A 23,733-nucleotide genomic window follows, 5' to 3' on the forward strand; every position below is an offset into this window, starting at 1 on the left:
AACGACCCCAACCCACACTTGACCCGATTCGATTCCTAAGCGATGTTTCCACCGCCCGCCGCCCCCGACCGGCATGCCGTGGAATCCATGACCGGCATCGCGTGGAATCGGTGACCGGCATGCAATGGAATCAGTGACCGGTTTGCGTGGAATGCGCACCGCCCTACACTTTGCGTTTCGCTGGCTCGTCAGGTGGGCGTGCCGCCCACCGTCGTAGGTTGTGCGATGCGATGAGGTCAGGCGGCCGCGGGGCTATGTGCTGCGATGGCAGCCGGCCGCAAGCTTACGTGCTGCGATGGCGGGCCGGGGCCCGCCCTACACTTTGCGTTCCGCTGGCTCGTAGGGTGGGCGTGCCGCCCACCGTCGTAGGTTGTGCAATGCGATGAGGTCAGGCGGCCTGCGGGGCAATACGCTGCGATGGCAGGCGGCCGCAAGCTTACATGCTGCGATGGCGGGCCTGGGCCCGCCCTTTGCGCTTCGTGCCGCCTTGCGTTGGGTGGATGCGCGTCCACCGGCGTTTGATTCGAATTGCGAGCGAATCCAGTCACGACAAGGTTCACTGGACTCCATCTTGAGCTGGCTGGCACTGCTCATAGTTTCGATGCCACTTTCATTTGGCGCGCATGAAGGCTAAATCGCACTCTGCAAGCCGCTAAATGACCTAGGCGAAACGATGTGTGAAATATTTACCTTGCCGCTTCTGTTCCCCTGTGATGGCATGGATTCGGGGAGAGACTTTCGGCGTGAGTTGTGCGCCCATACAAGCCCACAACCCTGCTCGCGGGGTGACGGGGGCTTGGCCGACGTTGCTCAGCGTGGGGAGGCTGCATTGGTCGAGATGGGTGATGTTCGCGCAAACGGCACAACCCGCCGCGCTGCTTGGCTGCTGCGATGGCTGTCACTCGCCCTGACCTTTCTTGTGTCGCCAGCGGCCCTTGCCGAGTGCACCAAGAGCCTTTCGCAATTGCGCGCTCAATGCACGTCGGTGGTGGAGTGCGAGGAGCAATCGGTGCATGCCGCCAACACTCTGCCGGCCTACTTGACCGCGCTGGCCAATACGGAACGCAACCGAGTGTGCGAGGCGGCAATGGAATGCTTCAAGACGGCCAGCAAGCTGTGCACCAGAGCTTGTGAAGCAGATGACAAAGAATGCTCTGCCCATCGCTCAGGAGAACGACGCGAGTGGCTGCGGCATTTGGCGCTGAAATTGGAGTCGCAACTAGCGCCACAACAGCATCAGGCACCAGAAGAGCAATCACCAAGCCCGCTAGGGCCGAAAAACCGCTACGCGGGGAGCATCAACGAAGACTCCAAGCTCTCCATCGCCCGGGAGTTTCATCGCGTGCTGTACGATGCGTCCTGCAACTCACCGGGCAACTGCCTTGATTGGGCTGGACAACGCTTCACGCTGTGGCATCGCAATCAGTCAGTGCTGCAGTCTCAGGCGGATGCCACCAAGGATTCAGCGCGGCGAAGCACCGAGAACGCAGCAGTAGTCGGCCATTCATTGAATCAAGTTGCAAACGCTGTTGAAACCGGCGCGGAAACGACGTCGATAGCCACTGTCATCGGCGCCGAGGAAATGGCGAGAGCACAGCTCAAGATTGCTGATCAGCTTTCCTTCAAAAAGGAAGACGATTCCAGCTCTGATCAAGAACCGTCTGGGGACAATCAGAACGAGCCAGCCAAGTCGAGGATCAATCTTGCCAAGGCGACCAACGCGATTGCAGAGTCGCAGGAACAATCGGCCCGCGAGCTGGCAGAAGCTCAGCTGACATCGGCCCAGATCATTGCTGACGCCATTGAACGCGCTGTGTTGGGCACGCGGCCCTTGGCTCCGGGATCGGTGGCTCGCCAGGTGGATCCTGCCGGCGACTTCGCTGAACTTTACCCCTCTGCCTCTGCCTTCGAGTACGGAATACTGCTTGTGCCCGATCCACAGGTACCACGACACCGACGTAACTATGACCTGACAATATCTACCGTGATGCAGGGCATGCTGAGAGCGGGCTTTGTGCTCGATCGCTATGCCGTGCCGTGGCAGCAGTACATCAACGAGTCCGAGGCCCGCGAACGCGACCCGAATGCCTCGTCCAGCGCAAGCGAGGCAAAGTCGGATTCACGTTACGGCGTGCTGTTGTTTCGCGCCGATGACTGGCGTGTCCCTGAGAAGAGTGTTTGCGCGAAGGGAGCTGACTCCGCGCCTTCGACGCCTCAGCCGTCGACGCGCATTCGAGTGCTGTACGTGGTCGGCGAAACAGCGAGCTTTGGCGTACAACGGGAAGCCTTGGTTGCTGCACTGCTACGGGCACAGAACCGGGTTTCACCGCGACCCACGACTAAGACTAATGCTAAGGCTGCGGATACACCTACGCCAAAGCATGTGCGTCTAAGGGCGTCGGGCGGATGGGGTGGATCGGGTTCGGATGGTGCGCAGTGCGAAGAGGGCAAGGAGGTCAATAAGGGCAATGAGAAAGAGACGACCGCCAACCGGCTGTTGATCATTGGCCCCCATTTCTCGGGTTCGATGAACTCAATTCGAGAAGCTCTTTCGATCGCGAGAAGTACCCCTTCGGCTGAGAGCTTCGCGACACTACACCAACGAGCACCAGCCTTCTTCGAGCAAATTGATCGTTTAGGTCTGAACCATCATGGTGCCAGAGCCTGGAAGGCGACCGGTTGCGATCGGTCCTCCACATCGCGGGTAGCGGGCCGTGCGCTTGGCATTTCTAGCTCGCCGCACGTCTGCGAGGGCTTTACAAGATCCCGTTCGGGCCGTGATCAGCGAAACCTGTTGATAAAGAGAATCAGCGATTTGCTTCGCGATGCCCCGGACTGCCTGCGCAAATGGATTGAGGACGGCAGTCCAACAAGGCAGCCGACTTGCGAGCCTGGGTCAGAAAAGGCTCCCGAAAAGACAATCTGGAACGACATTCAGCTCAGCGTGCACTCGCCGGCCACAACGAATCCCACGAATGCGCGGCTCAACGATCGAGCACACGGTTCAATCACCTATCAGACTTGGGCCGTCACCGACGACGAGAAACTCGCCAAACTGGAGGACCGGTTCGGCGAGCAAAGCGGCGACGAGGGCGTTGTGCTCTTTGCTGAAGACTCAACCTTTGGCAGCGGGATTTGTCCGCGGCAACTTCCCGACTGCAATCCGGGTAACCAAACTTGCACCAACCGAAACAAGTTCTGCGGCCGTGCCCTGGAAATTCCCTTCCCTGCCAATATCGCTGACATCCGTTTCGGGGCGCGCGAACGCAGTCGAAAGCAGAAATCCACGGCCATGCATGCGCTTGGGCTTCCCGAGTTGGAAACCGAGCTCTCCCTGGCTGATGGCTCCGAGAATGGTTCGGAGTTTCCCGATAGCCAGCGTTCGCCACTCACCACGGCAAGTGCAGAAATGGAACTGGAGGCATCGCTGCGTGAAGTGACAGCGCGCCAACCTCGTCTGATCGTGGTGGCCGCGACCGACGTCCGAGACCGTCTGTTCCTGTTTGACCGCCTGCGTACTGCAGCACCCAAAGCGTTGCTGGTGGATCTGGAGGCAGACGTGCTGATGGCGCACTCCAGCGCAGCGCATGCCAGTCGTGGGTCATTGATTCTCAGCTCACGCAAGCTGCAGATTAGAGATGGAAGAGAAGGAGGAGAAGGAAGAAAAGGCGCGTCACAGGTAAGTCACTTCTCCACCGACAAGCATGCAAGCCTGTTCGAGATCATCCGCAATCTACAGCCGAGTGCGAGCGCCTTCCGACCAGGCGTTTTGACGTTCTACACCCCGACTCGCCACGGACTTGCTGATATCTCGCGTGACATCGATTCAATGAGTGGCGAATCGGTTGGCCGGACTTCTGTTGGGTGGACCTCCGTGCTGTTGGGCTTGTCGCTCGTCTTGCTGGCCGGTCACCTGCTGGTTTTGGTTCTGCGCCGCTCCGTCGTCTTCGACATGCAATGGCTGCCGCTCAGCTGGTGGATTTCGCGCGAGCTGCAAGGCCCCACATTGGGTACGGACGTTGTGCGCGGCCTTGCGGCCTTAGTTCTTTCCTTGACCTTGTTGGCTGGTTTCGCGCTGGTGGGGTGTGGAGTTCAATCGGGCAAGTCACTTGATTCCACTGCCCCTGATCTGCTCTCGGGAATCAGTGCTCCACTTGCTCAGGTGCTAGTCGCGGCGGGCGCCGCATTCCTGCTGATCTCGATCCTACTATTTGCACGTCGTCTAGGGCGGATGCGAGGCTACATGGGCTCGCCTCCTGGCTCTTCGAGGCAACTTCTTGTGTTGCCCTTGGAGATCAGCAACGGATTGATCTTCACACCGGTGGCCATTGCCGGCCTGGCATGGGCTTGGGTAGTAGCCACTCCGTTTGGCTCCATCGACCCACAGACCTGGGTGCGCATGAGTTGGCTCGGCGCGTCTGAGTATTGGTTCCTGTTCGGGCAGCTCTTGATGGCCATGGGCATGGTGATCGGCTTCTCAATCGCCGCCGCTTGGCTGCAGTGCATCTGGCGCTGCGAGTCTCGCATTGAGCATGTGGTGCACCGCTATCGGGCGCGTGTTGCGCCCGATCAGTCGCGACTATTGCCTAGCTGGGACGAGCTACCGGCCGCAGCGTTGATGTACTCGCCGGCCGATGGAGGGAAGTCGGGCACGGACTGCAGCTATGTAGGCACGTCCGATGATCATATTCGTGCCACTTGGCTTCATCCGAATTTTTCATCAACGCCGATGCTGGTCGCTCAGAGCGACTTCCGCTGGCTCGCCGAGACCGTGCTCGCTGGCCCCACTGATTCCAGGCCGCTGAGCGACACTGAGCTTGCACAGAAGATTGGCAAAGATCTTCGGGCGATCAGTTTGCAGTACGAAGATGGAGTTCGCAGCCGGGCGGTGATCAGCGCGGTGCTGGCCGACATGGTTCAGGGCCTGCGACATGGGCTGTACCTTGGTTTTGGTCAGGCACTGTTGCTGGTCGCGCTGGGCTATGCCTATCCCGTCACATCACGTGACTCCATCCTGCTGTTCACGCTGGCCATGCTCGTTATGGGGTCACTGTTGAGCGCCTATGCCTTGCTGCGACTGGAGCGCTCTCGTGTGGTCAGTCGTTTGCTCTGCGATACCGACGAGCACCTACAGTTGTCTTGGCCCTTGATCATGGCACTGCTCACACCAGCGTTCGCCTTCCTGGCCGCGATCATGGTCTTGGAAGTTCCTGGCGTACTCGCATGGGGCGCGGGCTTGCTCGGCCCGCTGACGGCGATTCTTGGGTTCTGACAGGCTGCGGGGCTTCACTCAACAGCCGAATGTTTGCGCGCCAAGGATGGCCCGCACGGAGGTCAAACGGATGCGGTTTGACGTCCGACAAAGGAGGCGCGGATTTTCCGCGACTGTTTGCGTTGGAAGATCTCCCGGACGGAGCTTTTTCTGCGAATGGCCAGGGGGCGATACGAATGAGCGTGAACGATCTTAAAGTACTGCTGTACACAAGCGTGGAGACTGGCGAATCTCACTGCCGGCAGCTGGTTGAAGCCCTCGCCATGAGCAAGGGCAGCAATGACGATTCCGCAGCCGCGAAGGTCACGTTGGTGACGACGGCCGCGGATGCGAATGTCACGTCGGAGCAGCCGGCGCCACCGGCCACACTCGACGCTCCGCGTTCCTCCATGGCAAACCCTGACTCCCGCGTCAGTGTAGTCGCTATCGGAAGCAGCGTTCAGGCAGCCGTTGAGGCAGCTTGCATCGCTGCACTGCGGCGGTTTCAGTCGAGGCTAACATCCAGCAATTCTGCAGATGCGACTCCTCCGATTGCCACAATGGTGCTGGTGGCGCCGGATTTGCCGGCCGATTTTTTTTCGCCGAGCCACGGCCCCTATCACAGCGGGGCGCTGGCGTTGGAGTCGATCGGTCGACTGGTGATCCTGCATTGTGGGCGTGACACAAAGCTGCCACATGGCGGCAGCCCGGTGCTGGGTCGCGACGGCCCGGTTGGCGCACACAGCTCGAAACTGAGCGCCATCGATATCAGCGAATGGATCGAAAACCGCTCCGATGCCAGCGAAGGCGCCCTGCGATCACTGGAGTCGCTAGGTCTGATCACTCGCTTGCTACGCGGCATGGCGGTCGGCTCTGCTGTGTTCGGCGCCAAGCGGGAGGCCACAACGTAATTACATGTGGTGATTGTGGTTGGTGGGCCAGCACATGCCAGGCATTGCGCGGACTCGAAGGGTAACGTTCCGCCCGCCGTTGTAGGTTGTGCGCACGGTGAGGTCAGATGGCCGCTTGGCAAAATGCTGCGATAGCGGGCCGGGGCCCGCCCTTTGCGTTGCGCCGACCTGTAGGGTGGGCGTGCCGCCCACCGTCGTTCGTATTGACCTTCGCCGTGAATCCGATCGTCGCGATGGTGGGCCACAGGCCTGCCGTGAGCCTGTCGAACGGCCCACCCCACAACCGCCTTGGCGTAGGGTGGGCGTGTCGCCCACCGTTGCAAGTTTCGTGCATCGCCTTGGTTCCTGGCGTTGCGATGGTGGGCCACAGGCCCACCCTACGATGCTGTCGAACGGCTCTCCCGCAACGCCGCGATGGCGCTCGCTCTACACAATGCGTTGCGCCGACCTGTAGGGTGGGCGTGTCGCCCACCGTCGTGCGTATTGACCTTCGCCGTGAATCCTATCGTCGCGATGGTGGGCCGCAGGCCTGCCGTGAGCCTGTCGAACGGCCCACCCTACGAAGCGGAGCAGGACTACTTCGAATTCAGGCTAAGTCTGATCGACCACGAAACGAGCCATGCGCATGCTGTTCGAATGCCCAAATATCAACGCCTCTGGCTGCCAGGCTCCTGCCACTTTTTCACCGTCGCGATACGTGATCGAGAGGGCAGCCTTCTCACCGACCATATTGCCGACCTACGCACGGCGTTTGCGCGAACCCGGCGTGACCGGCCATTTGATCTTCAGGCGATCGTGGTGTTGCCTGATCACCTGCATTGCGTGTGGCAACTACCGCCGGGCGACGCTGACAATGCCACTCGCTGGCGGCAGATCAAAAGCCTGTTTAGCCGTGGCGTGAGTTGTCGACCCGCAGTGTCGCGCAGCCTGCGCGACAAGCGCGAGCGCGGTCTGTGGCAACGCCGCTACTGGGATCACTTGATTCGCGACGAGAACGACCTTGCTCGTCATGTGGACTACATTCACTACAATCCGGTGAAACATGGCTGCTCGAAGACGGTGGCAGATTGGCGGTATTCCAGCTTTCATCGGTACGTGGAACAGGGAAAGCTGCCGCAGAACTGGGGTGAAGTTGAGGAGCCGGTAAGCAGGTTGAAAGCCAGGGAGTAGAGGCGGCAATTGGCAACGCCTCGTCGGGGTTCCCAACCATCTTCGTATGTCTCTTTGCGTCGCCATGGAGTTGATCGTGGCGATGTGGTGGGCCACAAGCCTGCCGTGAGCCGGTCGAACGGCCCGCCCTACACATAACGTTGCGCTTCCTCGTAGGGTGGCGTGCCGCCCACCGTCGCATGCTGCATGCATCGCCGTGAATCCGATCGTTGCGATGGTGGGCCACAGGCCTGCTCTGAGCCTGTCGAACGGCCCACCCTACACATAACGTTGCGCTGCCTCGTAGGGTGGGCGTTCCGCCCACCGTCGCATGCTGCATCCATCGCCGTGAATCCGATCGTGGCGATGGTGGGCCACAGGCCCATCCTTACGACTCTAGGAAGGCGGGCCAAGGCCGTGATGCCACCTTCACAAAAGGTGGGCCTTGAATTGCCTACTCTCTCCACCGGGGACCACTTCATAGCTGGCTCAGGACTGAGCGCGATGGCGTTCGGCGGAGCCGGCTTTCCGACCATTCGCCGGGAGCTCCAATGATGCCGAGACTTCTGTTCGCGCTGCTGCTGCTTTTGCCTTTCGCGAGCTCCGCCCAGTCGGTGGATGTGCAGGTGCTATTGAGCCGCGCCGATGTCGGTTCAGGGTGCTCTGCCCAGGTGGATGCGGGTTTGCCCTTGATCGCAAATGTGCAGGCGCGGCTCACGGCCAATGTCGACACGGTGTCGCTGCAGGTCAGTGGCGTGCAGCTGGAGCGCTGCCAAAGCGGCAGCTTTGCTGCGCCTTCCACGGTGCACCCGGGCGGGTACGCGGTGGGTATGGATCTTGGCATCGGCGGCGCCGATGTTGTCGAGCTGGCGGTGCAGCGCGAGCTGGCTTTGCCGGGAGCCGGCTCGGCGCCGCTGAACATCCATGTTGGCACCCAGGGTGGCGCGGCGGCTGATCAGCTCTCCGGCGTGCTACTGGGCTCCCTGGCAGCGCCGACCATGATTCCCACTCTGTCGACCTTGGCGGGCGGCGCCTTGGTGTTGCTCTTCGCGGCGATCGCCTTTGTGGTGATCCGCCGCCATCCGGGCGTGGCGGTGGTGGCTTTATTGGTGATTTCGTTCGCGGTATCGGCGATGAATTTCATGCTCGATGGCCTGATCGGCGATTGGGCCGGCATCAACCCGACTGCCGACCCGACCGGTGACTCGATCGGCGCCCGCTCCGATGTCGACATCGTCGCCGCTTTCGCGGCCGAAGAAGGCGGCACCTTGTACTTCCGCGTCGACCTCGCCGACATCGACAACCAGGCCCCGCAAGCGGTAGACGACGCCTTCGCCACCGACGAAGACACGCCAGCGAATCTGGTGGTGTTGGCCAATGACAGTGATGGCGATTCCGATCCGCTCAGCGTGATCAGCTTTTCAGCGCCTGGCTTGGCGGGCGGTCTGACTCAGAACGGCGATGGCAGCTTCAGCTATAACCCAGCAGGTAGTTTCGACGCGCTGGCGGCTGGCGGCTCCGCCAGCGAGAGCTTTGACTACACCATCAGTGATGGCCGAGGCGGCCAGGATAGCGCGACGGTGACGATCACCATCCATGGCCTCAATGATGCGCCGAGCTTCCAATCTACCCCGCTGCTGACAGCGACGCGCAACCAACCCTATCAGTACAGCGTGGTAACGCAGGACCCGGACACCGGCGACACCCGCGTGATTACTGCGACTACCCTGCCCGCCTGGCTCAGCTTCACCGACAACGGTGACGGCACCGCCACGCTGTCCGGCACGCCGGGAGCGCCCGAGGTGGGCAATCATCCAGTGACGCTGGAAGTAGTCGATCTGGGGCTGGCGAACGCCACTCAATCGTTCTCAATCGTTGTCACCGACGGCAATCTCCCGACGGCCAACGCAGGTACGGACACCACCCTGGAAGATCAGCCGGTTGTGGTCGATCTGAGTGGAACCTCGAGTGTTGGCGATCCGTTGACCTTTGCGATCAGCACGACGCCGACACAGGGCAGCCTGGGCGCAATCGTCCCTACCGGCAATAGCAGCGCCACCGTCACCTACACCCCGAACGGCGATTTCAACGGTAACGATGGTTTCGCCGTTACCGTGACCGACACCGTAGGAACCAGCGCGCCTGCGACGGTGCAGCTCGTTATTGACCCGGTCAACGATGCACCGAGTTTCACTGCGGGCGCGAATCAGAACCTCAGCGGCGCGGCGACCGCACAAACCGTTGCCGGCTGGGCCACGGCAATCTCGGCCGGCCCCGCTGATGAAGCCGGTCAGGCCCTGTTCTTCTCGGTGGTCGGCAACTCCAACCCTGCCCTGTTTGATTTCGCACCGGCGGTGAATGCGAGCAATGGTGATCTAACCTACACGCCGGCCACTGGGGCCAGCGGTATCGCCACTATCAATCTGCAGCTCAATGATGATGGCGGCACCGCCAATGGCGGCGTCAATGCGTCTGAGCCGATCGCCTTTACCATCTCGATCGATACCCAGAACAACGCGCCCTCCTTCGTTGCCGGAGCCGATCAAAGCGTGCTGGAAGATGCCGGTGCTCAGACGGTAGCCGCCTGGGCCACCGCCATCAGCGACAACAACGGCGGCACCCAAGTGCTGAGCTTCAATGTCAGCAACAACAACAACGGCCTGTTTGCGGTACAGCCTGATGTCGATGAGAGCACCGGCAACCTCAGCTATACACCGGCGGCCAACGCCTTTGGTGTGGCCACCGTTTCGGTGACCCTGATGGACGATGGCGGCACCGCCGGCGGGGGCAGCGATACCTCGCCCACGACGATGTTCATCATCACCGTGACGGCAGTGAATGATGCACCGGGCTTCGTCGCCGGCGCCGATCAGGCAGTGAACGAAGATGCCGGCGCACAAAACGTGACCGGCTGGGCCACGGCCATCAACGACGGTGATGGCACGACCCAGATGTTAAGTTTTGTCGTCAACAACAATAGCAACGCGTTGTTTGCCACCCAGCCCGATGTCGATGCAACCACAGGCAATCTGACCTATACGCCGGCCGCCAATGCCTTTGGCTCGGCCCTGGTGTCGGTCACTCTTATGGACAACGGTGGCACGGCGAATGGCGGCGTCGACAGCTCGGGCACCGCGCAGTTCACCATTACCGTCAACAGCGTGGCAGATGCCCCGGTGGCGACGGCCGATGCCAGCTACCAAACCATCGGCAATGTCGAACTCGTGGCCGGCGGCGCCATCGCAACCAGCCTGGCCAAGGTCAGTGCAACCACAGGCTTGCTGGCCAACGATAGCGATCCGATCGAGATGGGCAGCCTCAGCGTCGTCGGCATCAATGGAACCGCCCTGTTAAGCGGCAGCACCACACAATCAGGCACGGTGACCGTGAGTGCGAATGGCGCCTTCGTCTATCAGCCGCCGCTGGGAGGCCGCAACATCGCGGCCGATACCTTCACCTATACGATCGAAAACAGCGCCGGTGCCCAGGCCACCGCCACCGTGAGCATTCAGATTGTCGATGAGCTGGCCTGGTTCGTGCACAACGACCCTGCCAATGAACCCCTGAACGCCGTCGGCGGCGATGGCCGCTCGTCTGATCCTTTCGATACGCTGGCCGAAGCTGAGACGGCCTCAAGCGCCGACGAAACCATCTTCGTATTCGCCGGCGATGGCGGCGACACCGGCCAGAATGCCGGCATCGCGCTCAAGGACGGACAACGTCTGATCGGCGAAGGCATCGACTTCAGCATCGACGTGGCGCTGAATGGCAATGCAGCGCCGGCCGTGCTGTTCGATTCGACTGCCAATAACTACGCCAGCCTCAGCAATGGCGCCGGCCATGCGGTCACCGTCGATGCAGCTGCAGCGGATCTGCTGGATATCGAGATCCGCGGCCTGAGCCTCACGACCAGCGGCGGCAGCAGCGATGGCGTGAACGCGACATCGGCAGGCGCCAATGCATTCGACGTCACGCTCAGTGATAGTCAGATCACCGCGGCGAGTGGAAGCGGCATCGATGCCCAGCACGGCGGAGGTGGTCTCAGCAGTATCGCCGTGTTCGATGTCGGGCCCATCAACGCCAGCGCCGACGCGATCACGGCCTCCACCAGCGGCACCGGCAACCTGCTGGTGGCGATGTCGGACAACAGCGGCATCAACTCGTCTGCCGGATCCGGCATTCGAATCGACGGCAGCGGTGGCGCTGGGCAGCCGATGGTCCTAGCGCTGCATAACAACACGATCAGTGGCGATGTCGTGGGCCACGGGCTGGTTGCCCTGCGCAGTGTGTTCGATGCCAACACCTCGACCCCAGGCTTCGATGCGGTGAACCTTGGCACGTTCACCGTGGGCAGCGCAGGCAACCCGGTAGGCGGGGTGGCCGTACAACTCGGCGAAGCCGGCAATGCGATCGAGGGCAATGTCATTGCCGACAACCTGCTTGCGCATGGTGCCAGCGGCCTGCTCGCCGTCGGCAGCGCAGTGGGTGTTCCGGCGTCCTCGGTCGGGCTGAGCCTGAACCTGACCAATGCCACGATCAGCGCCGCCAACGGTGTTGGGCTGAGCCTCGATTCGCTAGCCAGCAGCGCGTCGATCTCATCCCTGGCCGTTGCCGGCGGCGGCGCGGACGGCCTGTATTTCCATGATCTGGAAGGCTCGGTGTCGATCAGCGGCGGCAATCTTGCCGATACCGCGGGCGCTGGCGTGGTGGTTGATCAAGACACCGTCAGCGGCACCTTCAATCTCACCTACAGCGGATCGATCAGCAATGCATCCGACAACCTGCTTTTGGTCGATGGCCACCCCAGCGGCACCCTGACCTTCAACACTGGCAGCTTCAGCGGCAGCGCAGGTTCGGGCCTGGTGTTTGACAACGCCGATGGCAGCTATGTGTTCAATGCCGCCGTGAGCTTGAATGGCACGACTCAGGGCGTGGATATCAGCAACGGATCGGCTGGCTCCTTCAACTTCAGCAGTCTCGACATCGATAACGTGACCGGCGCTGGCATCAATGTGAACGGTGGAGACGGCAACCTGCTGTTCGGCTCGGTGGACGTCAACACCTCTGGCGCAGCGGGCGTCTCGATAGCTAATCGTTTGGGTGGGGCGTTGACCTTCTCCAGCATCGCCATCCAGGGCACCACAGGCGCAGCATTCAGCGTCAACAACCACGTAGGCAACATCGCTGCAACAGTCAACGGCAGCGGCATCAGCAAGAGCAGCAGCGGCTATGTGTTCGACGTCAATGGAATGAGCAGCGGCACTGTGCAACTGCTGTCGGGAACATTGACGGCATCCGGATCGGCATCGGGCGTGCGGGTGCAGAATGTCAGTGGCGGCGCCATCGAAGTCACCGATCTCGACGCCGGCACCAGCGGTGCGCGTGTTAGCAGCCAAGGCATCACGCTGTCGGGCAACACCGCCGGCACCTTGAGCATCACCGACGCCGACATCTTCATCAGCGGTGCCGATGCGATTTCGGCGACCGGTGGCATGACCTTCAACCTCGATAGCGGCAACACATCGTCGGTAACGCTGGATGCGGTGAGCGGTCACGCTCTGAACATCAATGGCCCGACCCTGGTAGCCAATGTCCAATCGCTGAGCGTCAACAACGCCGGCGGTGGCACGACTGGTGTGTCGCTGGTCAACACGGCGGGCAGCAAGACCATCGATCAGCTAACTATCACCACGGCCTCGGGCACGGCCATCACCGCCAATTCTGCCGGCACGCTGAACGTGGCAGGCGCCACCAATACCATCGCTAGCACCGGCGGTGCAGCCGTTGACATCAACGCCACCACCATCGATTTCACCTTGCAGACCGTGACGGTCACCAACTCAACTGCACAGGGCATCGATCTGAGCAATCTCGGCGCTGGCTCGGTGTTCAACGTCACGGGCGCGACGCAGATCAATGGCAGCACCAATGAAGGTATTCGCATAGACACTGCCGGCGCCGGCTCGAACATCGACTTTGGCTCGGTGACCATCAACAACCGCGGCAATACGGGTGTGCTATTGGCAGCGATCCAGGGTGATGTGGATTTCGGTGCCACCACCATTCCCAATCAAGGCGGTGTCGGCGGCTATGGCATTCGTGCCCACAACAATCCAGCCACGATCAGTTTCGCCAGCACCACGATCAGTAATGCCACCACGACCATCGCCGAGACGGATCCTGGCGCTGATCTGTTCCCGGACAACGAGGGCGATGGTGATGGCATCTATCTGAGCGGGAACAGTGGGTTATTCACCATCGGTGGCGGCAGTATCAGCAATGTCGGCGGCGACGGTATCGACGCCCGCTCGCTCAGTGCAGGTCTGCAGGTCACCGGGCTGACCATCAGTGCCCCGGGTGGCCACGGCTTCCGCGGCACCGAGCTGACCGGTAGCCACTCGTTCATCAACTGCGCGATCACCCAGGTCAATACAGCCAACAAGCACGGCGCCTTGATGTTGAACAGCAATCAGACGCTGATCGGCATCACGTTCGACAACTGCGACTTCCACACCTCAACCACGCTCGCCTCATTTGTGTTCATGGGCACGCGTGGCAGCGGCAACATGACCTTGAATGTGCAGAATGGATCTGAGTTCTTCGGCTTGGCTGGCGAGGCGCTGCAAACCACGGCGGGGGAAAGCACGGGTGCCACTGGCGATGTGTTCACCAATGTCAGCAACAGCATCTTCCGCGATGCGGCGGGGGCCACTGGAGCCAACAGCCTGTTTGTGGGTTCAGCGGAAAACGGTGCGATCAATACGATTGATATCAACAACAATACGTTCAGCAATATCAAGATCAGCACCACGCCACTGGGCAACGAAAGCGTAGTCCGTTTGCAGACCAACGGGGGTGAGCTCAGGGGCAGCTTTGCTAACAACGTGATCCACAACACCAATGGTCGCCGCAATGGCCTCGGTATTGTTTCCGAGCCGATCATCGGCAAGACCGCGCGGATCGACCTCACCATCGACAACAACGACATTGACGATATCGATGCCTTCCAGTTTGAAGGAATGTTCGTCAGCTTGCGCGATCGCACCAGCGACTCAGACCTCATCATCACCAACAACCGGGTCGGATTCAAGGCGGGCTCGGAGGGCGATGTCGATCGTGGCCTGTTCCTGCAGACCCGCGATAGCAGCGGTGCTGCGTTTTCCCTTAACGCCCTGATCCAGAACAACAGCTTCTCGATGGATTCGGCGGCCACCGATGATGTGATTGGTATCGATATTGAGGACAACACGACCGGCAACCTGACCGTGATCGGCAACACTTTCAATCACAGCAATGCCAGCGCGCAGAGCTTCGATGCGGAAGCCGAAGACGCAGGCTCCACCATCTGTCTTGACATGAATGCCAGCGGTGCCTTGGCATCCCAGAACAGCGCCAACCGCGAAATCGAAGTGGAACGCGACAACGGCGGCACCTACTTCATCGAAGGACTGGGCGCCAACAGCGCCGCCGCCGCAGTTGCCGCTTTCCTCAACGCCAACAATAACTTTACCGGCACCATCACCGCACTGGATGATGGCGGACTGTTCCTGGATTCGGCGGGCTGCCCCACGCCCTGAGTGGGCATGCAAAGATTGGGGGCGGGGTGGGCGGGCCGACCACCACCTCGCGTCCAATTATTGCGATAGTGGGCCACAGGCCTGCCGTGAGCCTGTCGAACGGCCCCACCCCACAAGGGCATCGAGAACGGATGAGCATCGCTTCGTAGGGTGGGCGTGCCGCCCACCGTCGCACGTTTCGTGCATTGCCGTAGCTTCGATCGTCGCGATGGTGAGCCACAGGACGGCGATAGTGGGCCACAGGCCTGCCGTGAGCCTGTCGAACGGCCCACCCTACAAGGGCATCGAGAACGAGCATCGCTTCGTAGGGTGGGCGTGCCGCCCACCGTCGCGCGTTTGGTGTATTGCCGCAGTTCCGATCGTCGCGATGGTGGGCCACAGGCCTGCCGTGAGCCTGTCGAACGGCCCACCCTACAACGGCTTTGGCGCGTGAGCGCGCCGCCCACCGTTGTGTTAAGCCCGCACCTCGGGCGCCTCAAACAGCTGCGCTCCCATTCCCAATCGGCCACGAATATCCTCAACGATCATGTACAGGCACGGCACCAACAACAGCGTGATGGCGGTGGCGAACAGGATGCCGTAGCCAACCGAGATCGCCATCGGGATCATGAAGCGAGCCTGTCTTGAGGTTTCGAAGATCATCGGCGCCAGACCGCCGAAGGTGGAGAGTGTGGTGAGTAGGATCGGACGAAAACGACGCGCGCCTGAGTGGACGATGGCCTCGAAGGCGGAGTCGCCAAGCGCGCGGCGTTGGTTGGCGTAATGCACCATCACCAGCGAGTCATTCACCACCACGCCGGACAACGCGATGATGCCCATGATCGAGATGATGCTCATCGAATAGCCCATCAGCACGTGGCCGATGATGGCGCCGAATACGCCGAACGGGATGGCGAACATCACGATCGCTGGTTGCACATAGCTAGCGAAAGGAATGGCCAGTAACACGTAGATCAATCCCAGTGCCAGCACAAAGCCCAGCGCCAGCGAGGCAATGGCTTCTCGCATATCGGCCTGGCGCCCTTCGAGGCTGTAGCTCAGGCCCGGGAAATCGCGCTGCAGCTGAGGCAGGATCTCGGCCTGCACCGAGGTTAACACCTGGTTGGCCTCGCTGCGCGGAGTGACATTAGCGCTGACCTGTACGGTGCGTCGTCCATCGCGTCGACTGATGGTGTCATAGGCATGGCCGGATTCGATCCTGGCCACCGTGTCGAGCGGAACATAGGTGCCGGCGGGGGTACGAATCAGCAGTCGGGTCACGTCGCTGACTTCGGCGCGTTCGCTTTCCGGCAAACGCACCAGTACCCGCACTTCATTGCGGCCGCGCTGTTGTCGCAACACTTCGGCACCGAAGAAGGCCGAGCGCACTTGGGTAGCGATTTCGCGAGCGCTCAACCCAAGGCTGCGCCCAGCGTCGAGCACGGTCAGATTGAACTGATTCTTGCCCGCCTGAAAGCCATCGTCGACATCGGCCACATTTGGGTATTCGGTGAGCACAGCGGCCAAGGCACTACTGGCCTGATCGAGCACCGCCACATCGCGATGACTTAACTCGATGGTGAGTGCAGGCCCGCCACCTGGCCCGCCGGAGTCGGCGGCGAAGCGCACGAACTGGGCATCGGCAATGGCCGGGGTCTGCCGACGCCAGAGGTCAGTGACCGCCGAGGTGCCGATCGGGCGCACCGTGGCATCGGTGAGAAAGATCTGCACGCGAATCTGGTTCTCGTTGATGCGGGTGAAGATGCCGCGCGAAAGCGCATCGCCGCCCTGCTCGGCCACAATAGCTGCAGCTGCGGCTTCGATCTGCCTTGCAGCGGCGTTGACTCGATCAGACGGTGTTCCCACCGGCAGCACCGCTACCGCCTCGGCGACATCCGATTCCACCGTCGGCATCAGTTCGAAACCCATCCGTCCACTGGCGGCATAGGCCAGCACCACCGACAGTGCGGCGACACCGATCGACACCGACAGGTAGCGATGCGCAACAGCACGTTCAACCAGTGGCTGATAACGGCTGATCACCCAGCTTGAGAAGCCGGCAGAAAAGCGTTGCTGCCATTGACGCAGACGGCTACTACGCTGCAACGGCTTGCTATGGGCCAAGTGGGCCGGAAGAATCAGCAAGGATTCCACCAGGCTGATCACGAATACCGTGCACACCACCAGCGGAATAACGCCCCAGATCTTGCCCAGAAAGCCCGGCACGAACAGCAGTGGCAAGAAGGCGATGAGGTTGGTCAGCACGCTGAAGGTCACTGGCACCGCCACATCGCGAGCGCCTTCGATCGCCGCCTCCAGAAAGCTCATGCCCTGCTGGCGGTATTCGTAGACGTTTTCGCCCACCACCACGGCATCGTCGACCACGATGCCCAGACTGATGATGAAGGCGAACATCGAGATCATATTGATGCTGGCGCCCATTCCAGGCAGAAACAGCATCGCCCCGAGAAAGGAAATCGGGATGCCCATGGTTACCCAAAAGGCCAGCTTGAACTCCAGGAACAGGGCCATCAGGGCGAACACCAGCACCAGCCCGATAAAGGCGTTCTTCATCAGCAAATCAAGACGCTGTTGGTAGATCTCCGACTGATCGTTGAGTACCACCACATCGATGCCCGCGGGCAGGGCGCTGCGGATCTGTTCCAGCGCTTCGCGTGCGGCCGTGGAGACGCCGATTGGCGTCTGCTCACCGATGCGGAACACCTGCAGACCGATCGCCGGTTGGCCATCGAAACTAGCCGAGACGTCTTGAGTTTCATCGAAGGATTCGCGCACCGTGGCGATCTCGCCGAGACGCACCACCGTGCCGTCGGCGGCGCTGATCACGGGCAGGTCGGCGAACTCGCGGGCCAGGTCGCGACGCTCGTCCACCCGCACCAGGATCTCGCCGGCGCGGGTTTCGACGCTGCCGCCGCTGGCATCGACCGCACTGCTGGAGAGTTTGTCGGCCACCTGGCGCAGGGTAAGCCCATGCGCCTGCAGCCTTGCGCTGGGTACATCGATATGAATGCGATAGTCGCGACTGCCTTGCAGCTCCACCTGGGTGACGCCCTCGGTGCTGAGCAACTGGTCGCGCACCGACTCGGCCAGTTCGTGCAGCACGACCTCCGAGGTGTCGCCATAGATCAGGATGTTAAGTACATCGCGAACCCGCTTGGCCAGCGCTACATTGGGCTGTTCGGCATCGGCCGGAAAGGTGTTGATGCGCGAAACCGCTTGCTGGATATCCTGGAACACCGTGCTGGGATCGGCATCGGCGCTCAGTTCGGCATTGATCTGCGCCATGCCTTCGCTGGCAATCGAGGTGATCTCCTCTACCCCATCAATGCCCTGCAGTGCTTCCTCGACCACCAGCACGATGCCCTGCTCCACGTCCTCGGGGCTGGCGCCCGGGTAACCGACACTGACCGCCACCATATCGAGCGAGAACTCGGGGAAGACTTCCTTCTTGATTTGCAGGCTGGCCAGAAAGCCACCGACCAGCAGCACCAGCATCAGCAGATTGGCTGAGACGCCGTGGCGGGTCATCCAGCTGATGACGCCCGGACGTGGCCGACTCATGGCTGAGCACCGGTTGGCGCTGCGCTCGGCGCGCCAGCAGTGACTGCAGTGGATGCCTGATGCAGCCGCTCATCACCCGCAGTGCGCACGGCCATGCCTTCCACGGCGCTGGCCAGCAGGCTGCTCACCACCTGCTCGGTTGCGGAAAGCGCGCCGCGTGCCAGCACCTTGCCGCTATCGCGATGCAATACCTCCAGTTCCACCGCGCGCAGCTGGCCTTCGCGCACCGTCCAGATTCGGTCGCCATCGAGCCAGGCCGGATCGAGCTGAAACACCTGGCTCAGGCGGCGCCCGGCAATCTGCGCCTCAACGTAGGAGCCGAGCAGCAGCGGCAGTTCGGATGGGGACGAAGTCGGGTCTACTTCAACCAGCAAGCGCGCGCGGCGGCCTGCCGTCTCCACCGAGCCCAACAGTTGAATCACCCGCCCGGTCCAAGGCGCTGCCGTGGGCTGGCTGACATCGCGCAAACTGACCGCGGAACCCGGACCCTCGTTTGATGGCAACTCGATCCAGCGCAGGCTATCCACCGGCACCAAGAGAGGCACCCAGAACGGACTGGCAGCCGCCACCTCGCCAATCACGGCATTGGCGCCGCCGACTTGCGCGCCGACACCGACATTGCGACTGACCACCAGCACATCCATCGCTGCGGTGACCTCGCAACGGGAAAGGTTGAGTCGGGCCTGCGCGACAGCCGCCTTGGCCGAGGCCACCATTGCCATCGCTGATTGCAGCTGCGGCTCGCGCAGCATCAGGGCGCGCTCAGCCGGCTCAACCTGCAAGTCCAGCACTTCGAAGTCGCCTTGTGCCACTGCCTGGCTACCGCGCTCCTGCGCCAACGCCGCCTCGGCGGACGCCAGGTTGGCCAAGGCGTTGTCCAGCGCGACCTGGTAATCGGCCGGGTCGATCTTCAGCAGCACTTCGCCCTTGCGGATACGCTGGCCCGGCACGAACTGCGGCGATAGATAGATCACCCGTCCGCTGACCTGGGCCGACAGCGCGATGCGTTGTGAAGCCTCCACTTCGCCATAGGCCGACACCATGACCTGCTGTGAACTCGGCTGCAGGGTAACCACCTCGACCAGCCGCGCCTCCCGCGTTGGCGGCTTGCGTGCGGTCTGCGGTGCGGTGGCCATCAGTAAGTAGCTCAGCAATGCTGCGCCGAGCAGAACGGAGGCGATCAGTGCGGCGAAGAATCCGCGGCGGTTAGGGGTGTTAAGTGCGTTCATCTACTTGCTCTTCGGAGCCCCTCTCCCACGGGGAGAGGGGTTGGGGTGAGGGGGAAAGCAGTTGAGCGGAGGTGGCGTGCGGACTCGGCCCGGGGTGCCCGAAGGGCGGATGAAGGTGCGAATACGCTGTGCGATTGGTTACTACAGGGTCTTGAGGACACCCGGCCCTCACCCCAACCCCTCTCCAACGGGGAGAGGGGCTTGACGCTGTGGGCGGATTCGAATGCCTGTCTGAGGACGGAATCCTCATCTACGGGTTCCACCACAAGCTCTTCCTCATCCGCCAAAGGCCCAGCCATAGCCCGAAACAATGCAATTCGTTGTTCAGCATGCTGCTGCCTTGCACTCAGCACCTCGCGACGCAGGCTGCTATTGGTGATCTGCGCATCGAGCAGACTGAGATAGGTGGCGCTGCCATTGCGCAGCTGCCGTTCGATGCGTTCGATCACGGCGTCGGAAAGTCGCAACTGCTCGATGAGGCTGGCAACCCGAATGGTCTGCTGCTGATCGCGCAGCAGGGCATCCTGGATTTCCCGGAATCCGACCAGCACGGCGCTGCGGTATTCGGCCAGACGCTGATCGAACACGGCGCGCGTGCGCTCAACCTCGGCACGACGCGCGCCGCCATCGAAGATCGGCCCCACCAGGTTCGCCACCAGTGAGCCGAGCCAGTCTTCGAACAAGCGACTCGCACCGGCATCACTGCTGGTTCCACTGGCCGTCAGACTGAGTTGCGGGAAGCGATTGGCAATCGCCGCGGCCACGCTGCGATCGGCGCTTTGCAGCAGCAACCAGCGCTGCTGCACGTCCGGGCGTCTGCTCACCACGTCGGCGGGTAGGCCGCTGCGGGGCAGCGCCGACATGGCTGGCGGTATGTTGCCGGCCAGTGCCCTGCTGCCGGCCGGCTGCCCCAGCAGTTCTTCCAACGCATGGCGCTGGGTGCCGAGTTCGGCCGCGGTGCTGGCCTCAAGCGAACGGGTGGATTCCACCAGTTGGCGCTGTCGCAATACATCGCTCACATTGGCCTGACCATTGCGATAGCGCGATTCGACCAGGCGCAACAGGCGCTCGTAGGTGGCACGCTCCTGGCTGATCAGTTGCAGGCGTTCGCCACTGCTTCCCAGGGCGAACCATTGGATCGCCACCGCAGCGCTCAAGCTGATGCGCGCCGCGTGCAACTCCTGCGCCGTGGCCTCGGCCTGCAAGACCGCGGCATCGCGGCTGGAACGCAGCCTGCCCCACAGATCCAGTTCATAGGCCGCCGACAGGCTGGTCGAACCTGTGGTTTCACCGCCTTCATTGTGCGTGGCACTGGCTCGTGCAGTGAGGCTCGGCCGCAGCCCGGCAGCCGCTGCGCCAGCTACGGCCTCGGCTGCGCGCAAGCGGGCGGCAGTGGCCTGCAACGACAGGTTCTCTGCCAATGCCTGCGCAATCAGTTGATCGAGATCCGGATCTGAGAAGGCATGCCACCAGGCCGTTGGCGCAACACTGCCGCCTTCGGCAAGAAACGACTGCGGCAGGGTCGGCATGGTCGCCTGGCGTTCGGGCAAGGCGGCGCAGCCGACACTGAGCGCAGCGCCCAGCATCAGCAAGCCCTTGAGGTTTGTCATGGTCCAACCAATTCAATCACGATGGGACTATTTAACGCGGGCTCTGTCGTCGCCTCGTGTCGGCGGGCAGCGAATTTGTAACAAATTGTCGCAGGACACGCCGACCGCGACAGTTGCCGACAATCCCCTGCCCCGACGCGCCGGCGGGCCCGTATCATGCCCCGATGAGCCAGAACGCCGCCACCGAGGCACCGCATCTGCTGGTCGTGGACGATCATCCGGAGATCCGCCACAGCCTGACGCGCTATCTGCGCGACAACGGCTTTCGCGTCAGCGCCGCCGATGGCGGTGCGCAAATGCGACTGGTGCTGCAGGACGCCAGCATTGATCTGGTGATCCTCGACGTGATGATGCCCGGCGAGGATGGGTTGTCCCTGTGTCGCGATCTCACTGCCAGCAATGGGCCACCGGTGATCCTGCTCACCGCCCTGTCCGACGACACCGATCAGATTGTCGGCCTGGAGCTTGGTGCCGATGACTATGTCACCAAGCCATTCAATCCGCGCGAGCTGTTGGCCCGTATCCGCGCCGTGCTGCGCCGCACTCAGGGCGCTCAGCCGCAACGGCAAGTGCCGGGACAGGATCGCCTGCACTTTTCCGGCTGGTGTCTTGATTTGGCACGTCGCGAGCTGACCGACCCAGAAGGCGTGGACGTGGCCCTGAGCAATAACGAGTTCCTGCTGCTTGCCGCCTTTCTCGCGCGCGCCGGCCGTGTGTTAAGTCGTGATCAGCTGCTCGACCTGACCCAGGGCCGGGAAGCCGGCGCCTACGATCGCGCCATCGACAATCAGGTGCTGCGGCTCAGGCGCAAGATCGAACCCGACCCGGCCAACCCCTCTCTGATCAAGACAGTATGGGGTGGCGGCTATGTTTTTACCGCCAATGTCAGCCGCGACCCTGCATGAGCCTGCCCTCTTCTCTTAACCGATGGCTACCGCGGCGGCTGACCACCCAGCTGGTACTGGTGGCCGTGCTCACCCTGACCCTGGCCCAGATCGTGGTGTTTCCGCTGTTTGTTTACGTGAGGCTGTCCTCGGTGGCGGCCACTATTCAGGACTCGGCGATCTCGCGCTTTGCCAGTACGGCCAAGCTGATGATGAGCACGCCACAGTCATTGCATAGCACCATCCTCGACAGCATTGGCAAACATCCGGTGGAAATGCTGCTGCTGCCGGCCGATGCAGTCCAGCCACCTGCCCCGGATCTACCACTTGCAGACGAACTGCGTGCACAGTTGTTGGAGCGCGCAGGGCCGGCATTGCGCGATGCCCGGGTCTATGCCACGGCAGTGCCGCCGCCGAACAAACCGGTGATCAGCATCCACGCCGAACTGCCCAACGGACAGCAGCTGTGGGCGCAACTGCGATTGCCCGATCATTTGCCGACCTGGTCTGCCGTCGCCATGCTGACGGCCGGCGTGTTATCCACCCTGCTGGCGATCAGCATGGTGCTGATCCTGCGTCGATTGACCCGCCCCTTGGCCCGGCTCGCCGCAGCCGCTGAATCGCTGGGTCGCGGCAAACAAGGCGCAGCACTGACAGAAGAAGGCCCGCAGGATATTGTCGACACCATCCGCGCCTTCAATCTGATGCAGGTGCGCATCGGCGAACACATCGAGGCGCGCACCCGCATGCTGGCCTCGGTATCGCACGACCTGCGCACGCCGCTTACTGCCCTGCGGTTGCAGGCCGAGTTCGTCAGCGACTGCGAACAGCGCGACCGCATGCTGAAAACCCTGGATGAGATGGACGCGGTCACCTCCTCGGCCCTTGCCTACCTGACCAACTCGCGCTCCACCGAGGCCAGTCGCGCCGTCGAGATGAGCGCCCTGGTCGACAGTGTCTGCGAAGAACTGCGCTTGATTGGCTACGAGGTCGATTGTGCCGAGAATGCCCGCATCCTCGGCCACTGCCGACCCAGCCTGATGAAGCGTGCGATCAGCAACCTGGTGCGCAATGCCGCCCAATACGGCCACCGTGCCCAGGTGTCGCTCAGCGCCGACCCACAAACCATCACCATCACGATCGACGACGACGGCCGCGGCATCCCCGAATCGGAGTACGAGCAGGTAATCAAGCCCTACCACCGCCTCGAATCCTCCCGCAGCCGCCAAACCGGCGGCTCCGGCCTAGGCCTCGCCATCGCCCACGACATTATCCTCGGCCACCGAGGCACCCTGCAGTTCAGCCATCGATCCGGCGGCGGATTCAGGCAGCGCGTGGTGTTGCCGCGACAGTCCTAGCACTGCGATGACCACCTCTACCCGCGTATGTCTGGGCTCCAGTGCTGTGGACACAACCAATCGTTCGGAGTGCAAGGGCGCTAGCCCGGATATTTCATGAGGGGGCGCGGATGATCACCGAGGACTTTGCGTCGAGTGCAAGGCGCGACGAGCCCAAGTGGTGGGCCCACTTGGGCGAGATCGGGACGCAGTCCCGCGTAGCT

General features: G+C 62.0%; 9 protein-coding genes. 6 read left to right on the forward strand and 3 right to left on the reverse strand.

The window, feature by feature from the left end; genetic code table 11:
• Window positions 1–796 precede the first annotated feature (796 nt).
• The 4 genes from IFO71_RS19150 to IFO71_RS19165 all read left to right on the forward strand — a co-directional run bounded on the left by IFO71_RS19150 (window position 797) and on the right by IFO71_RS19165 (window position 14,888).
• Entirely contained in the window at window positions 797–5,272 is a 4,476-nt protein-coding gene (locus tag IFO71_RS19150; protein ID WP_192031290.1) for a hypothetical protein, read from the forward strand.
• Window positions 5,273–5,349: 77 nt separating this feature from the next.
• A complete protein-coding gene (locus IFO71_RS19155) occupies window positions 5,350–6,162 on the forward strand; it encodes a hypothetical protein (protein ID WP_192031291.1) in 813 nt (270 codons plus the stop codon).
• 483 nt (window positions 6,163–6,645) lie between these two features.
• Entirely contained in the window at window positions 6,646–7,332 is a 687-nt protein-coding gene (locus IFO71_RS19160) for an REP-associated tyrosine transposase (protein ID WP_225444792.1), read from the forward strand.
• 530 nt (window positions 7,333–7,862) lie between these two features.
• Window positions 7,863–14,888 (forward strand): tandem-95 repeat protein, encoded by a 7,026-nt coding sequence (locus IFO71_RS19165; RefSeq protein ID WP_192031292.1) that lies wholly within the window; start codon window positions 7,863–7,865, stop codon window positions 14,886–14,888.
• Window positions 14,889–15,341: 453 nt separating this feature from the next.
• On the opposite strand, the gene IFO71_RS19170 is transcribed toward IFO71_RS19165, so the two are convergent.
• Genes IFO71_RS19170 through IFO71_RS19180 form a run of 3 tightly spaced genes read right to left on the reverse strand, consistent with a single transcriptional unit; the run spans window position 15,342 to window position 21,288 of the window.
• The gene (locus IFO71_RS19170; RefSeq protein WP_192031293.1) at window positions 15,342–18,449 is read right to left on the reverse strand and encodes an efflux RND transporter permease subunit; all 3,108 of its coding nucleotides are present in this window, start codon (window positions 18,447–18,449) and stop codon (window positions 15,342–15,344) included.
• Window positions 18,446–19,678 (reverse strand): efflux RND transporter periplasmic adaptor subunit, encoded by a 1,233-nt coding sequence (locus IFO71_RS19175; RefSeq protein ID WP_192031294.1) that lies wholly within the window; start codon window positions 19,676–19,678, stop codon window positions 18,446–18,448. The genes IFO71_RS19170 and IFO71_RS19175 overlap by 4 nt, the downstream gene beginning before the upstream one ends.
• Window positions 19,675–21,288 carry an efflux transporter outer membrane subunit gene (locus tag IFO71_RS19180; protein WP_192031295.1) on the reverse strand — a complete coding sequence of 538 codons (1,614 nt, stop codon included), beginning with the start codon at window positions 21,286–21,288 and terminating at the stop codon, window positions 19,675–19,677. Before IFO71_RS19180 ends, IFO71_RS19175 begins: the two co-directional genes overlap by 4 nt.
• Window positions 21,289–21,452: 164 nt before the next feature.
• Here IFO71_RS19180 and IFO71_RS19185 point away from each other — a divergent pair, with 164 nt between their 5' ends.
• Window positions 21,453–22,193, forward strand: coding sequence for a response regulator (locus IFO71_RS19185; RefSeq protein WP_192031296.1), 741 nt, complete (start codon window positions 21,453–21,455; stop codon window positions 22,191–22,193).
• Entirely contained in the window at window positions 22,190–23,530 is a 1,341-nt protein-coding gene (locus IFO71_RS19190; protein ID WP_192031297.1) for an ATP-binding protein, read from the forward strand. The genes IFO71_RS19185 and IFO71_RS19190 overlap by 4 nt, the downstream gene beginning before the upstream one ends.
• Window positions 23,531–23,733: the final 203 nt, after the last annotated feature.

Source organism: Pseudomarimonas arenosa, from assembly GCF_014841215.1.
Taxonomy (GTDB): domain Bacteria; phylum Pseudomonadota; class Gammaproteobacteria; order Xanthomonadales; family Xanthomonadaceae; genus Pseudomarimonas; species Pseudomarimonas arenosa.